Raw genomic sequence first — 12,544 nt, forward strand, 5'->3', positions numbered from 1 at the left:
GCCGACTTCCTCAAGGCTATCAATCCGTAAGCAAAAAAACCTGTAACGACTCAGTCCATTCTGTGTCCGCTCTTGCTCCGGCAATCGGTATCGGGGTCGGGGCTTCGCTATCGGAGTCGGAATCGAAACAGGAATTGAGAACGTATCCCAGCGTTTTCGATCCCGATCCCGATCCCGATTCCGACCCCGGCAACAGAATTACTCTGTGCTGAGTAGTTACAAAAACCTTCGCATCGGTAATCCCTGGATCAGTTCAGGCTTCCGAACGTTCCCCAAAAAAGGGGGCGTGATTGGAGGTGAACAAGGGCGGGTCGCGGCGCAAAATCGCGGCAATGGCCGGATGACGTCTGAATTCCCGGTCTAGAAAACGACGCACCAAGGGACGATCCCAGCCTTCGGGATGCTGAAAGCCGGCATACAGGGAAAGATCGTCATCGTACGGCAAAACCTCCAATCCGGCTCGCCCTCGCCCGGCCAACGGCAGATTGAACAAAGCCAGGTTCAGAAAGCTGATGGCGCGGCTGTTCCGGACCGTAAATTCCAGAGTGGCCCGGGCCTCGAACTCGGACTCCGAGGGCGTGCCGAACAGCAGGTAAACGTAACGGGCTATCCCGGCGGCGCGCAGACTCTCGAGCACCCGCTCGGCCAAGGCCAGGTCCACGCCCTTGTTTTCCCGATCCAGCACGGCCTGACTGCCGGACTCCAGCCCCAGCTTGAGCATCACGCAACCGGCCCGGCGCAGGGCGCGGCAGTACTCCGGGTCCGCGAGACGCGGAAAAAATCGGACGAAACCATACCAGGGAGGTCCCGGCGGGGTGCGGATCAGTTCGTCCAGCAGGGCCGGGCTCAGGGCGTTGTCCACCAGATGCAGCAGTACGGGCCGATGTCTTTCGGCCAAGGTCCGCAGGTCATCCACCACCCGGCCGCGGCCCACGGGAGCGTACCGGTTGCCCTCCGCCGGTTCCGGACAAAAGGCGCACCGATTCCAGTAGCACCCCCGGGAAGCGGCATAGGGCAGAATCAGCCCCGGCGCGAAATAATCGTTCAGGGGAAAAAGGCCATAGTCCGGGAGTCCGGGCCGAACCTTTCCTGGCGCGGCCTTGTCGAACCATTGGAGCAGCGGGCCTTCCCCCGGCCCGGAAATCACCGCGTCCACCAGTCCGGAGAAAAGACCATCCAGGGTTTTTAAAGCATCCCTTGAAACGTCCCCTGAAGTCGCCCCCACCGATTCGCTCGACGGCTTCAGCTCACAACCCGTCAGTGGCTCATCTGCTTTGGCCAGTCTCCCGGACCACGAGGTGACCAGCCCGCCGCCCAGAAGAATCGCTGTATTCGGCCAGCGGCGACGGATGAAACCGATCAGGGCGAAGGTGCACAGAGCCTGGCTCAGATAATTCAGGGAAAAGCCCACGGCCGAGGGCTGAAGCGTCTCCATGGCCCGAGTCAGCCGGGGCGCGAGAACGGGGAGAAAGGGATTGGCTTCCGGGGTTTCCGCGGCCCGGAGCAGATCCCGGCTCCGCGTGGGAGCCAAGCGGTCGTCCTGGTAGTTGGCCAGGGAAATCCGGATGCCCGGGCTTGAACCGCCCGGAACGGACCGCTCCACCAGGCGATTCAGGTCCGCGACCACCCGGGCGTAGCGATCGGGCGAGTCATAGGTCTCCCTGCGGCGGATCGCGTCGAGGTTCCGGTCCCGGTGGCGCGCGGCCCGCCGGGTCCAAGCGTCGTCTCCGGCCACGTCTGCCCGAATCAATCCCCCCAGCCCCTCCAGATTCAGGTCCAGAACCGCGCAGTCCACTCCGGCCCGCTCCAGGGTTCCGAGCAATGCGGCAATGCCTCCCGGCGGCTCGCAGGCCTTGGCCACCGGGGGATGAATGAGAAGAATGGAGGGCAATCAGACCACGCCGGCCGCCTGGAACGCGGCGTCCACCAAAGCTTGGGCCTCCTCGGCCAGTCGCTCCAGATGCGCCTGGTCGCGGAAGCTTTCGATATAGATTTTGTAGATGTCCTCGGTTCCCGACGGCCGGGCCGCGAACCAGCCGTTGGCCGCGACCACCTTCAGGCCCCCGATGGATGCGTCGTTGCCCGGAGCGTTGGTCAGCACGGCCTTGATCGGCTCCCCGGCCAGCGTATCCGCCCGGACCATCTCCGGGGTCATGGATTTGAAGGCCTTTTTCCGGGCCAGATCCGCCGGGGCCTGCCGTCGCTCGTAGACCGGCCTGCCCAGTTTGTCCGCCAGATCGTCATAGAGTTCCTGAGGCGTCTTGCCGGTCACGGCCAGCATTTCCGCGGCCAGCAGATCCATGACCAGCCCGTCCTTGTCCGTGGTCCAGACCGAGCCGTTTTTACGCAGAAACGATGCTCCGGCGCTCTCCTCGCAACCCAGTCCCAGGCTGCCGTCCAGCAGCCCGGGCACGAACCACTTGAAGCCCACGGGCACTTCGTGCACCTCCCGGCCCAGAGAGGCCGCCACCCGGTCCAGCATGGAACTGGTGACCACGGTTTTGCCCACTCGCACCTTCGCGCTCCATTGCGGGCGGTGAGCAAAGAGATAGGCCACGACAGCGGACAGATAGTGGTTTGGGTTCATCAACCCGGCCGGGGTGACGATGCCGTGGCGGTCATAGTCCGGATCGTTGCCGAAACAGAGGTCGAAACGGTCCTTTTGCTCCAGGAGTCCGGCCATGGCATACGGGGAAGAGCAATCCATGCGGATCACCCCGTCCCTGTCCAGGGGCATGAAGGCGAAGCGCGGGTCCAGGTTCGTGTTCACCACGGTCAGATCCAAACCGTAGCGCTCGGCCAAGGGCGCCCAAAAGGCGATCCCCGAGCCGCCCATGGGATCCACGCCCAGGTGCGGTTTGGCCCGGGCAATGGCTTTCATGTCCACCACATCGGCCAGGTCGGCGATATACGGCGCGATATAATCATATTCCTGGACGGTCTTCGCGGCCAAAGCCCGCGCCAGGGACACGCGCTTCACGCCGCGCAGATTCTGCTCCAACAGTTCGTTGGCCCGGTTCTCCACGACCTTGGTCACGTCCGTGTCCGCCGGGCCGCCGTGGGGGGGATTGTATTTGAAGCCGCCGTGCTCCGGAGGATTGTGGCTGGGCGTGATCACCACTCCGTCGGCCCGAGATCCGGCATGGTCGCGATTGAAGGTCAAAATTGCGTGGGAAATCACCGGGGTGGGAGTGTAGCCCAATCCTTTCTGAATCATGACCTGGACGTCGTTGGCCGCAAACACCTCCAGAGCCGTGGCCAGAGCCGCCTCGGACAGGGCGTGGGTGTCCATGCCCAGAAACAGCGGCCCGGTTATGCCGGCCCCGGTCCGGTACTCACAGACCGCCTGCGTCACGGCCAGGATGTGCGCCTCGTTGAAGGACCGGGCCTCGGCCACGCCGCGATGCCCCGAAGTGCCGAAGGCCACTCGTTCCTCGGCCAGGCCCGGGTCCGGCTCCAGAGTGTAGTATCGGGAAAGGGCGCGGGGAATATTGGGCAGCATGTCTTGGGGAGCGATTTTTCCGGCCAAGGGATGAACGGGCATGGGACCTCCTGGAGAATGAGTTCTTGTAGGGAGAATGGACGAGGCGGAGTGATGGGCGAAAGGTCCGCCATCAACGTCGCGGCGCCAGAAACGACTGGCCCGGATTTTGTAGAACTTCAGGGAACAATTCACAACCAAGGAAGAGGAGATGATCGTCAACCAACCCTGGTCGCCCTTGCTATTCCCCGGCCAACAGCACAAACCGTCTCCGCTCTCGGGCCAATCGCCGGGATCGGAACAGCGTCAGAACGCCGACTTTTTGGCCGAGATGCTCAAGATGTCCTTGAACGCCTCGGCCATTCAATCCATGGGCGATCTTCCCCAGCAGCTGGGAGGATCATCCGCTGATCCAACAGCCCAATTGCTGTCGGGCACATCCCCCTTGACGCACATGAGCCGGAAAGCCGCCTCGACACATGCCGTCCCGGAAACAGCTACGGGAAAACTCACGGGAATACTCCCGGAATCGATCTCCAAAACCGTCTCGGAACAGATTCCGGAAACCCTGCAAAAGACCGTGTTGGACTCTCTCGCCCCAATGCTGAACGGAACCGGCGCTCCAGGTGCGAGCGGGCCAGATCCCCTCTCTCAACTGATCGGCCATGTCACCGGCTCCACGCAAAACCCCGCGGCAAGTTCCCTGATCGGTTCCCCGGCGGCTCTGGTAGCCCTGATCCAGTCCGCGGTGGTGCAACCGCCCTCTCCCCCCGCGCCGTCGCCCGCGAACCCGTCCACCCTGCGCCGGGCCATTTCCGCGTACACGCCCCAGTATTCAGTGGACGGCTTGCGCCAAAAAATTGACCATTCAACCCGCCGCGATTTGGGCCCGGCCCACCCCGGCCACGCGACACCGACCGAGCGGCTGCATGCCGGGCGCAGCGGGACGGCGGACGGAGGGTCATCGCTCCAGGCCGCGACGCCCTTCCTGGAACAGAAGGCCGCCGGCCCAACGGAGCAAAGCATTTCACAGTCCCAGCCCGGGATTCTGGCGGCCCGGTTCGAGTCCGCCAGTCGCCCGGACGCCATCGGCTATGACCGCCTGGGCGGCACCTGCTACGGCACGTACCAACTGTCTTCCAGGACGGGTGGGATGGATGCCTTTCTCAAATTCCTGGACTCCGAGGCCCCTCAATGGGCCAAGCGGCTGCGCGAAGCTGGCCCGGCCAACACCAAAGGCCGCACCGGAGCCATGCCCGCGGAATGGAAGCGCATCCACCGGGAAAACCCGGAACGGTTCGCCGGATTGCAGCACGCCTTCACCCAGAAGACCTACTACGATCCCGCGGCCAACCTGATAAATCGCCGCACCGGCATCGATCCGAACCAGGCTTCCCCGGCCCTGCGGGAAGTACTCTGGAGCACGGCGGTGCAGCACGGCGTCAACGGAGCCGCGAACATCTTCCAACGCGCCCTGGACACCGTTTCCGCCAACGCCCCCCCTCGCGAGAGCGACCTGATCCAGGCCATCTACAGTGAGCGGAAAACCCGATTCACCGGCTCCACCCAGGCCGTGCGCTCCGCGGTCCAGAACCGCTTCGAGCAGGAAATGCAACTGGCCCTGGCCATGTTGACCGAAGAGCGGGATGTCTTGGTCTGAACGGCCTGAATCATTTACCAGCTCCTGGCTGAGCACGGTCAGGAAAAATCCCGCATGGAGTCGAAAAACGTCTCCGCGTCCCAGTCTTCTCCGACCATCCGCTCCATCTCCGTAAAAAACGCATCCCACCCGCTGATTTCACCCAGCTTGGAACCGTTCTTGAAGACCTTGAACGTCGTTCCCTTGGGACACTTGGTCATGTTCACCTCCACCGAAGCCCCGGAGGACATTTGCTCGGTCCAGTGCGCGGACCAGGAACTCCGATCCCCTTCGGTTTTCTTGTACTTTTCAAAAAACTCCTCAAATACGCGGACGATTTCCTGCTGATCCATCGCGGCGGCTCCTGTTTCGGTGTGAACCGGTTATGTTGTTTGGGTGCTGGATGTTTTCACGAAACAGGCGCATACTCAACACTTCAGTCCCTCACAACACGCATCTTGAGAGCCGCATCGTGTCCACCAGCAACAATCCTGCCTCCTCCCGGCATTGTCCACTCGGGATCATCACGACGATCCGCGTCCAAGGGAACGTTTTTCATGCCGACTAAACCCTGCGTCGGTTGCGGATGGTGCTGCCTTACGGATCAATGCATGGAGTCCCACCGCAAGCACGGCTATCTGCCGCGTTGTCCGGAAATTGTCTGGGACGCGGAGAACGTTCGCTATAATTGTCGCCTGATGCAGGATCCCGTCAGCGGCGGGGCCTCTCGAAAGGCCCTGCTCCAGGGCAAGGGGTGTTGCGCTCCGCTGAATACCTGGCGAGACAACGTCCGCAATCGCGATCCGCTTCCGGCTGTTGGCCCCGCGTAAGCCTCGCTCACCTTCCCCCACCGAAACGCGCCAGATACTCCTGGTTCCCCTTGGGGCCAAGAATCCCGGACGGGACGATCCCCAGGCAGGTCAGCCCCAACACCTCTTCGGCATGGGAGCGGACATCCGCGACCACCCTCTCCCGGACTTCCGGGTCGCGGATCACGCCCTTGTCCCCGACCCCCGGTCCGGCCTCGAACTGGGGCTTGATCAGGGCGATGATTTCCGTGGTTGGTTTGCGGAAGTGCAGACAGGCAGGCAAGATCAGGCGCAGGGAGATGAAGGAGCAGTCCGCGACGATCAGGTCCACGGGCCCGGGCAGCAGGTCCGGTCCGGCATGGCGAAAGTTCACCCCTTCCAGATTGACCACCCGCGCATCCTGGCGCAGCTTCCAATGCAGTTGGCCCCGCCCCACGTCCACGGCGTAGACCTTGGCCGCGCCGTGCTGCAGGAGACAATCCGTGAACCCGCCGGTGGACGCGCCCACGTCCAGGGCGACCATGTTCCGGACGTCCAGACCGAAATGCTCCAGAGCCGTGAGCAGCTTTTCCCCGCCCCGGCTGACGAAGCGCTCCCCGGCGGCGACCCGCAGCTCCGCATCCGGGGCCAGAGGTTGGCCGGGCTTGTCCACGGGCCGGGCTGAACCGCCCTGCACCACGGACACCCGCCCGGCCATGATCAGCCGTTTGCCCTGCTCCCGGCTTTCGACCAGACCCTGCTCCACCAGGGCCTGGTCGGCCCGAACCTTGGCCGGCAAGGCCTACCCTCGCTCCCTGACCTGCAAGCCGAGCACGCCCGCCACAGCCTGGGCCGCCTGGACCGTGAACTCCTGGGCCGGAAGTTCGGCCTTGACCTCCGGAGACAGGACCCGTTGCGGCGCGTTCATCAGTTCCTCTTTGGGCGTAATCCCGTATTCCGGCGGGAAGCTGTTCTCAAAGTACATTTCCTGGAATCCGATGAACTTCAGGGCATGGGCCGTGGCATCCAGCACCGCGGTTTCCCCGGCTTGCATCAGGCCCAGCTCCCGGGCCCGCAACAGCCCGGCCAGACATTCCCCGCCCTGGGTGCAGGCAATGTGGCCGTGGCGGTTGGCCAGGAGCATGCCCTCGATCACGGCCTGCTCCTCCACCTGGACCACATGGAACAGTCCCGGCCCGCCGGCCTGCTCGTACCGGTCCACCAGGTGGCGCACCCGGGGAAAGGAGACCGGATTGCCGATCATCGCCGCCTGAGCCACGCTGGCCCGGACGGTCACGGGCCGGTACGTCCGCTTGGCCGGATCGGCTTCGTGATAATACCGATACACCGGGTCGGCGTGGGATGATTGCACCCCGAAAATCCGGGGCAGGTTCTCGATGATCCCCAGGTCGTGCAATTTTAGAAAACCGCTCATGATCGCCGTGACGTTGCCCGCGTTGCCGATGGGCACGAACACCGCCTTGCCCGCCAGATCCCAGCCGTAGTGCTGGGCCACTTCAAAGGCGTAGGACTCCTGGCCCAGGATGCGCCAGGCGTTCTTGGAATTGAGCAGGGCCACCCGGTAGTTCTCGGCCAGATGCTCCACCACCTTCATGCAGTCGTCGAACACGCCGGGCAACTCCAGAACCACGGCCCCGCTGCCCAAAGGCTGGGCCAGCTGCTGCGGGGTGACCTTGCCCTGGGGCAACAGCACCACGCTCTTCACGGCCCCGCCCACATAGGCGGCGTACAGGGCCGCGGCCGCCGAAGTGTCTCCGGTGGAAGCACAGACCGTAAGCACTTGGTCCCAACCGTGCCGCCGGATCAGGGCCTTGAGATAGCTGAAGGCGCAGGCCATGCCCCGGTCCTTGAACGAGGCGCTGGGATTCTGGCCGTCGTTCTTGAAGGCCAGCTCCTGGCCCACATGCCCGGCCAGGGCCGGGGACGCGGGAATGATCGGCGTATTCCCGTCCCCCAGCCAGATGATGTCCTCCGGCTCCAGCACCGGGGCCATCAGTTCGTAGAACCGAAATATCCCCTTGAGTTCCGGACGCCTGGTAGCGGCCCGCAAATCAAAGGTCTCCCGCCACTGCCCGGGCTTCGTTTGCCGCAATGCGTCGAAATCCAGGTCCTCCAGAAGCAAAACCTCGTTGCATTGCGGACAGGTGTAATACAATTCATCAATATCCAACCGGGCCCCGCAGCCCAGACAAACATACTCCATCCGCCCCCGGCGGGACGGAAACTGATCAAAAATTGAGTTCATGATATCGGCTCTATGGTTTGATTGTTGAAAACACTTACCCCTACTCCGTCACGTTCCGAAACACCCGTTGCCAAGCAATCTCCAGCTTCAAACTGTCAAAATGCAACGGCTTTTCAGCCAGCACATCACGCAAAGTCCAGACGCCCTCGTCCGTGCGCTGAAAGATATCCACAGCCAAGCGTTCCGGGTCAATCAACACGTACTCTCGCAAGGACGGGATCAAGCGATACCTGGCAAACTTCTCCCCCCGGTCATAGCCCTCGGTGGAAGGCGAAAGCACCTCGACCACCAGAACCGGCGAGCGCATGAACCGGTCCGCTTGATGATCCACCGGATCACAGGTCACGAACACGTCCGGATAATAATACACCTCACCCGCCACCGCCTCCACCATCATGTCCGCCATGTAGGCACGACAAGGGGTATCAGCCAGTATCTGGTCAAGTGCCGCAAAAACATTTCCCGCAACGGTCACATGCCGCCGGGAAGCGCCGCCCATGGCAAAGACTTCGCCAAAAAAATACTCATGCTTGCCCGCCTGCTCCGCTTCCCAGGCCAAATACTCCTGGGCGGTAAATGGGGATATGGGTTGAGGTTGGCCCATGATGTTCGCTCCTTCTTTTGACGCTGATGGAATGCGGGAATCGGATTACGGTTTGGGGAGGCGTCGGTCAAGATTGGTTAGCGCCTTGCCCTGGCGCACCTGAAGGCGGGGCTCGATCTGCATCACCAGCACATTGGCGCGACCAGTTGAGAGTGATCGCCTGTTGTGCGGACCAGCGACGAGGTATTCAGTTTATCAAGCAGGGCGAGGTGATGATACCATGGCAATTGTGCAATCCCCTCCTGCACAAATTCAGCCTCGGGCCACGCCTCGACAAAGGAGAGCATATACTTGAGATTTCGCGGTGAAAAGCCCTTTCATCGCCGGGCTCTGTTTTCTCGGGCGATGATGCCATTTTCTCCGTCATGCGCCTGCGTCCTTCCAAGTAATACCACGCAACGCCTCTCGACGGACCGCGAAACGATCAGAAGCCGGATACGATTGCTTCCACTCCAAATGTCGTTTAAAGGCTTCAACATTTGGTACGTTATCGGTTTCCCGAAGCAGTACCGGAATTTGACGATGGCTTCCCGATATGCGTGATAACGTTCCGGTGGGACACTGGCCTTCAAGACCTTTTCCCAGTCGTCAAAAGTGATCACGGTTTCATCCGTCATTTCCTCCGAGATTGGCTTTATGCCCCGCTCTTGTGGTGAGTATATGGCTGCCGCATAAAGCTAACTTCAGCACAAAGCATAAAGCTGACCTCGGAGTCAAGAAGGATTTGACAGACATTTCCCAATATATTGAGATAACATGGCAAATGCGGACCTTTTTTTTCGAAAAGTGCTTGCCAAATCAGCAGTTGTAGGGCCGGAAATTTTAGGGGACGGATTTTTGTGAGTTCCGCATAATAACACTGTTGGGCAGCATGAAGGAGCAGATTCTTGGCTAACGGAACTATTATAGATAGAACATTCGTGAGTGATCTTCGCAACCGCCTCTCTTCACTCGATATAGATCAGATTAAGAAAGAGATTGAAGAACGCATGCGAGGAAGGACAATCCGCGTTCCCCAAATCCCAGCAGGAGCCTTTGTATATCGAGCTAGGAAATTGGAAGGTTCTTTTAGCTCAACAAAAGGAATAGGGGTCGAACATTTGAGCTATCCGCCAGCATCTATCTGTCCAGCCGGTAGGTTAAACAGAAAAGGTTTTCCTCTATTCTATGCGGCGACATCAAAATCACCGCTTCTGTTTGAGCTGGGAGCTCAGCCGGGTGAACAGTTTGTCTTCTCAATTTGGGAGATGCAGATAAGTCCAATTATATCATGCCTGGGGCACACGCATTCTGTCTACACCTCTCTTGGTTCTGAACGTGAAGCGCCAACATGGTTGTCCAGTCGGCCTGTAGAGAAAGTTGCGACCTCAAATGACTTTTTGGCAGAAGACATACTAAGTGAATTATTTTCAGAGAAGATTATTTTGAACGAGCAGGACAAGTATAAGCTGACCGCAGCAATTGCTGAGCTTCACTATGAATTACTCGAAGGTGGCGATAAGAAATTTGCTGGTGTCATTTATCCATCCGTTGCGATGTGCGCCAATGGCGATAACATAGCGTTACTTCCTTGGTTCGTAGATGCACACCTTCAATGGAAGAAGGCTATTCACATTAAAGTGGATTCCACTGATGGAAAGTTATTTTCGATTACAGAGTTAGATACTGCACGAGACCTTGATAGTAGTAAAATACTTCAATGGGCTGGACATCCCGGATTTCAAGTCCCCCCAGGTATTTCATCTGGTCATTGCGTCTTTACCGAAGGGCGAGATGAGCTTGGAGACTACATCTATGGGAAAGACAACGTAGTGGGGCATTGGGTCTTTGTAGATGAAAAAACTGGCCGACAATTTGTCGGTGTAGATCCGGCATAAGACCAGAAGCAAATTCGGCCCAACCATCCAGCGCACCGGACGGCAAAAAGCTGCCGCCGGTGACCGGTACGTTAGCTTAAGGAGACCTTTTTGAAATCCGCAACTTTGCACTCGTTGATGACAGCTAAAGCAGTACTAGGAGAAACGAAGCCGCTAGTCTCTTCGGGAAACGCTCATTCTTGCTCTGCAGGATTAATCTTGTTGCAGGATGCATTGGAGCTTGTTGTGCTGGCCGTCCTATTAGAGAAGGAGGTAGATCAGCAGAAAAACATTGAGTCAAAGAGCTTCGACGAGCTTGTTGGGGAGCTGAGGAAGCTAGGTCTACAGCTGCCTAAATCAGGGACAATAAAAGCGCTTAATAAACAACGAGTCATAACAAAGCATTACGGCCAGCTCGCAGAACCAGCAACAGTGAGAAATTATTATGAGGCTGCGCACGTATTTATTGATGAAATACTAAGACAGGTCATTGGCAGAACGTTGGGTGACGTTATGCTGACGGACCTTTTGCAAGAAGGTGAGTCCAAACAGCTTCTCATGCAAGCAGCTGGTCTCAAAGACATAGGTAAATATTTCGAGTGTCTCATCGAAATCAGGAAAGCACTATTTGTTGAAATAGAACAAGATTATGCGATCCATCAATGGGTTGATGTCGAAGGCAATGGAGCAGGGCTTGGGCTATTGGGGCTAGGCCGTGGTGGCTTGAAAGCGCCATACTGGACTCGTAACAAGCGTTGGATTTCGGAGCATGTGAGGAGACCAACTGATTACGTACAAGTTGATCCAGAGCAATTGCGGCTTGATGCAATGGAGTGGGGCGTAAGAACCTCTGATGTGGAAAATCTACGCCGCTTAACGCCAGCAGTTTTCCGCGCTAGTCTGGATTCAAAATGGTCTGTGGACTACGAGCTTTCGCTTCCACCAAATGAGGGAACGCTTCACAATTGCGTTGAATGTCTTGATGCAGCAATCGAGGTTATACGCAAGAAAAAAGAACATGAACAGGCGCGACGATGGCCTGGACGCCAGCAACCCCATAAGGCTCCGGCAATTTATATAGGTCACCAAGTATATAAAGCTGCAAGAACCACCTCAGAAGTGATGCATATTGTACAGGAAGGATTCCTGTACACCATGCACCGAATCGTTTCCGGGTTTGACCCCAATGAGACGTTCTATCTCGTCACCGGAAACGAGGCGCCAGACGATGAAAACCCGTACGGCAAGAACCATATTTCTGGGTACCTTCTCAAATTTGATTAAATTAACCATCAGCTGCACAGCGACCGATCCTCGCCGCTTCGCGGCTCCAAACCGCGCGTGAGCCGGGCGTAGGCTCACAGGGAAAAGATGTCGCACAGACCAGAAGCAATTGCGGAAACGTTTTGCGTCTATCCACCAACTCCTGATGAGTGGATGTCAAGACGCGACGTCGTTACCGGTCTCAGCCTCAAGCTGTACAACCTTTCTTCAGTCCGGAATTTGCCCGAGAGATTCGGCACTTTGGAGCGAGAGCTTGAGCGCTGTTACTGCTCAGGCGCCTACTTGGCGTGTGTTGTTCTTGCTCAGTCAATTGTTGAGACGCTACACCACAAAAAATCTGGCGGAGACAAGCGGGCAATGGACAGGTTTCTCGAGTACTGCGGGGATGAAGTTGATCGACTTCGTTCGCGCAGAAACGATCTGCTGCATGCTGGTCGTCCTTCGAATGACATCACGTTGGGCGACTACATCAGCGACCGAGAAGCTCTTGAAAACGATGCTCGTAGCGCTGTCTCAATCGTTTATCACGTGGCTCGCGCATTTGTGCAGTGTGAGCCTAATCATTTACTCAAGCAGACCGATCAATCGCTTCGCGATTGATGCGGCCGCTTAGTTCAGGCGTTAAG

General features: G+C 58.6%; 11 protein-coding genes and 1 pseudogene. 5 read left to right on the forward strand and 7 right to left on the reverse strand.

Going from position 1 to position 12,544, the window contains the following annotated elements; translation table 11 throughout:
- Window positions 1-253 precede the first annotated feature (253 nt).
- The gene (locus DESLA_RS0104940) at window positions 254-1,891 is read right to left on the reverse strand and encodes a B12-binding domain-containing radical SAM protein (protein WP_211239025.1); all 1,638 of its coding nucleotides are present in this window, start codon (window positions 1,889-1,891) and stop codon (window positions 254-256) included.
- Window positions 1,892-3,544 (reverse strand): phosphoglucomutase (alpha-D-glucose-1,6-bisphosphate-dependent), encoded by a 1,653-nt coding sequence (gene pgm / locus DESLA_RS0104945; protein WP_028571601.1) that lies wholly within the window; start codon window positions 3,542-3,544, stop codon window positions 1,892-1,894. It lies immediately after the preceding gene.
- Window positions 3,545-3,692: 148 nt separating this feature from the next.
- On the opposite strand from pgm, the gene DESLA_RS21520 reads away from it, so the two are divergent.
- Window positions 3,693-5,141, forward strand: coding sequence for a VgrG-related protein (locus DESLA_RS21520; protein WP_051434397.1), 1,449 nt, complete (start codon window positions 3,693-3,695; stop codon window positions 5,139-5,141).
- 38 nt (window positions 5,142-5,179) lie between these two features.
- Here DESLA_RS21520 and DESLA_RS0104955 read toward each other — a convergent pair whose 3' ends face one another.
- Window positions 5,180-5,473 carry a hypothetical protein gene (locus DESLA_RS0104955; protein WP_028571602.1) on the reverse strand — a complete coding sequence of 98 codons (294 nt, stop codon included), beginning with the start codon at window positions 5,471-5,473 and terminating at the stop codon, window positions 5,180-5,182.
- A 204-nt stretch (window positions 5,474-5,677) separates the two neighbouring features.
- Between DESLA_RS0104955 and DESLA_RS0104960 the strand changes: the two genes are divergently transcribed.
- Window positions 5,678-5,950, forward strand: coding sequence for a hypothetical protein (locus tag DESLA_RS0104960; RefSeq protein ID WP_028571603.1), 273 nt, complete (start codon window positions 5,678-5,680; stop codon window positions 5,948-5,950).
- Window positions 5,951-5,957: 7 nt separating this feature from the next.
- On the opposite strand, the gene DESLA_RS0104965 is transcribed toward DESLA_RS0104960, so the two are convergent.
- The 4 genes and pseudogenes from DESLA_RS0104965 to DESLA_RS23660 form a co-directional block, all read right to left on the reverse strand.
- Entirely contained in the window at window positions 5,958-6,707 is a 750-nt protein-coding gene (locus DESLA_RS0104965; protein WP_028571604.1) for a TlyA family RNA methyltransferase, read from the reverse strand.
- A 3-nt stretch (window positions 6,708-6,710) separates the two neighbouring features.
- Window positions 6,711-8,174, reverse strand: coding sequence for a threonine synthase (gene thrC, locus DESLA_RS0104970; RefSeq protein WP_028571605.1), 1,464 nt, complete (start codon window positions 8,172-8,174; stop codon window positions 6,711-6,713).
- Window positions 8,175-8,214: 40 nt separating this feature from the next.
- Window positions 8,215-8,778: a Uma2 family endonuclease gene (locus DESLA_RS0104975; protein WP_028571606.1), complete on the reverse strand. Its 564-nt coding sequence runs from the start codon at window positions 8,776-8,778 to the stop codon at window positions 8,215-8,217.
- Between the two features lie 122 nt (window positions 8,779-8,900).
- Window positions 8,901-9,083, reverse strand: a pseudogene (locus DESLA_RS23660) (DUF1016 N-terminal domain-containing protein); the annotation flags it as partial.
- Window positions 9,084-9,665: 582 nt separating this feature from the next.
- Here DESLA_RS23660 and DESLA_RS22755 point away from each other — a divergent pair.
- From DESLA_RS22755 to DESLA_RS0104995, 3 genes are all read left to right on the forward strand, one after another.
- Complete coding sequence (locus DESLA_RS22755) at window positions 9,666-10,655, forward strand: RES family NAD+ phosphorylase (protein ID WP_156932868.1); 990 nt, start codon at window positions 9,666-9,668, stop codon at window positions 10,653-10,655.
- 90 nt (window positions 10,656-10,745) lie between these two features.
- Window positions 10,746-11,918 carry a hypothetical protein gene (locus tag DESLA_RS0104990; RefSeq protein ID WP_028571609.1) on the forward strand — a complete coding sequence of 391 codons (1,173 nt, stop codon included), beginning with the start codon at window positions 10,746-10,748 and terminating at the stop codon, window positions 11,916-11,918.
- Between the two features lie 153 nt (window positions 11,919-12,071).
- Window positions 12,072-12,518, forward strand: coding sequence for a hypothetical protein (locus DESLA_RS0104995; protein WP_156932869.1), 447 nt, complete (start codon window positions 12,072-12,074; stop codon window positions 12,516-12,518).
- The last annotated feature ends 26 nt before the right edge of the window (window positions 12,519-12,544 follow it).

Origin of the sequence: Desulfonatronum lacustre DSM 10312, from assembly GCF_000519265.1 — a bacterium.
In the GTDB taxonomy this organism is placed as follows: domain Bacteria; phylum Desulfobacterota; class Desulfovibrionia; order Desulfovibrionales; family Desulfonatronaceae; genus Desulfonatronum; species Desulfonatronum lacustre.

What these genes read in the sequence shown, in the direction of transcription:
- thrC (WP_028571605.1), bottom strand. Translation starts at nt 8,174, where the DNA reads ATGAACTCAATTTTTGATCAGTTTCCGTCCCGCCGGGGGCGGATGGAG.
- DESLA_RS0104955 (WP_028571602.1), bottom strand. Translation starts at nt 5,473, where the DNA reads ATGGATCAGCAGGAAATCGTCCGCGTATTTGAGGAGTTTTTTGAAAAG.
- DESLA_RS0104975 (WP_028571606.1), bottom strand. Translation starts at nt 8,778, where the DNA reads ATGGGCCAACCTCAACCCATATCCCCATTTACCGCCCAGGAGTATTTG.
- DESLA_RS0104960 (WP_028571603.1), top strand. Translation starts at nt 5,678, where the DNA reads ATGCCGACTAAACCCTGCGTCGGTTGCGGATGGTGCTGCCTTACGGAT.
- DESLA_RS21520 (WP_051434397.1), top strand. Translation starts at nt 3,693, where the DNA reads ATGATCGTCAACCAACCCTGGTCGCCCTTGCTATTCCCCGGCCAACAG.
- pgm (WP_028571601.1), bottom strand. Translation starts at nt 3,544, where the DNA reads ATGCCCGTTCATCCCTTGGCCGGAAAAATCGCTCCCCAAGACATGCTG.
- DESLA_RS0104995 (WP_156932869.1), top strand. Translation starts at nt 12,072, where the DNA reads ATGTCAAGACGCGACGTCGTTACCGGTCTCAGCCTCAAGCTGTACAAC.